The sequence below is a fragment of the Paenibacillus tabacirhizosphaerae genome, assembly GCF_040812395.1.
Lineage (GTDB): Bacteria > Bacillota > Bacilli > Paenibacillales > NBRC-103111 > Paenibacillus_E.
This window is the reverse complement of sequence record NZ_JBFNXH010000057.1, coordinates 1-1,888: the sequence shown is the minus strand read 5'-3', so window position 1 is coordinate 1,888 and position 1,888 is coordinate 1. Positions and strand designations below refer to the sequence as shown.

Here is a 1,888-nt window from a genome sequence, read left to right as displayed (position 1 = left end):
GACGGTGGCCGCGGTCCGGGAATATCTTGCGGCGGAGCTGCCGGCTTATATGGTGCCGGGAGCCTATATGTTCCTGGAGGAGCTGCCGCTGAACGCGAACGGCAAGGTAGACCGGAAGGCGCTGCCGGAGCCGGTCAGAGGGTCAGCCCATTCGTCCGAAGCGGAAGCACCGGTCGACGCAACGGAGCAGAGACTGGCCGACTTGTGGGAAGAAATTCTCGGCCAGGGAAGCATTGGGATGAATGAATCCTTCTTCGAGCGGGGTGGGGATTCACTGAGCGTAACGAGGCTGGCTGCCCGTATACGTAACCATTTTAAGGTGGAAATCCCCTTGCAGGAGGTGTTCCAGACACCGACGGTCAGGGAGGTGGCGAAGCTCATACGAGCCAAGGAGGCTGGAGTGGCTGAGCATCCTAACGGTCTTTCCTTGATTTCGAAGGCACCCGAGACGGAATATTATCCCCTTTCCTCGGCACAGAAGCGGATCTACCTCGTCAGCAGCCTGGAAGGCGGGGAAATGAGCTACAATACGCCGGTGGTACTTCAGCTGGATGGCCCCTTGGACCGCAGCAGGGTGCAGGAAGCCTTCCGCAGGTTGGTCGCCCGTCATGAAACGCTGCGGACCGGCTTCGAGATGAAGAATGGAGAGATGATCCAGCGGATTCAGGATGAGGTAGCCTTTGATGTGGAAACCGTCCGACTGAGCGAGGGGGATTCGTCAGCGTATGTCAAGGGATTCCTCCGTCCGTTCAACCTGAAGATGGCTCCGCTCATGCGGGCGGGTCTCGTCGAACTGGATCCGCTGCGCCATCTGCTGCTGTTCGATATTCATCATATCGTTTCGGATGGGATATCCATGATCAACCTGGCCTATGAATTTACGAGGTTGTACGAAGGCGAAACGCTGCAGCCGCTGACTCTCCAGTATAAGGACTATGCGGTATGGCAGCAGAGTGAGGCGGTGAGAAAGCGGTTGATGAAACAGGAGGCTTACTGGCTGGAAGTGTTCAGCGGCGAGCTTCCGGTTCTGGAGCTTCCGGCTGACTATGCCAGACCGCCAGTACGCAGCTACGAAGGGGCCGCGGTGCGAATCGTGCTCGGACAAACCCGGACCGAAGCGCTCCGGCAGTTGGCCTCCCAAACGGGCACAACGCTGTATATGGTGCTGCTCGCTGCTTATACCGCATGGCTCGGCAAATACACCAGCAGTGGTGAGATCATCGTAGGTACGCCGGTGGCCAGTAGGTTGCAGGAGGAGCTGGAGCCCCTGGTCGGGATGTTTGTCGGTACGTTGGCGCTTCGCCAATTTCCGGCGGCGGACAAGACTTTTGAGGCTTATTTGGAGGAAGTCAAGCACGGGCTGCTGCAAGCGTACGAGCACCAGGAGTACCCATTCGAGGAACTTGTGGAAAAACTTGCTCTTCCGAGGGACGTGAGCCGCAATCCGCTGTTCGACACGATGTTCATTATGAACAATATGGGGCAAGTAGAGCTTGCCATCGAGGAAGTCCGGATATCCTCTTATCCCCAGGAATTCATAGCTGCAAAATTCGATTTAACGTTGAGCGCGGAAGAGTCGGCGGATGGTCTCCGGTTCACGCTGGAATATGCCACGGCGCTGTTCAAGCGGGAGACGGCGGAGCGGATGGCCGGGCAATGGCTCCGGGTGATCGACCTGCTGCTCGAAGATCCGCAGCGCACGCTGTCTTCTCTGGAGCTTGCCACAGAAGAGGAGCGCAGGCACATACTGGAGCAGTTCAACTGCACGGCAGCAGACTATAACCGGGAGAAAACCGTCCACGAACTGTTCGAGGAGCAGGCGGAACGGACGCCGGATGCTCTTGCGGTGGTCTCGGACGGGGAAGCCTTGACCTACCGCGAGCTAAAT

Annotated in this window: 1 protein-coding gene; it reads left to right on the top strand. The window is 57.9% G+C overall.

Translation table 11 applies throughout. From position 1 onward, the window contains the following. The coding region (locus ABRS97_RS27925; RefSeq protein ID WP_367819441.1) for a condensation domain-containing protein at positions 1-1,888 on the top strand (1,888 nt) is incomplete at both ends.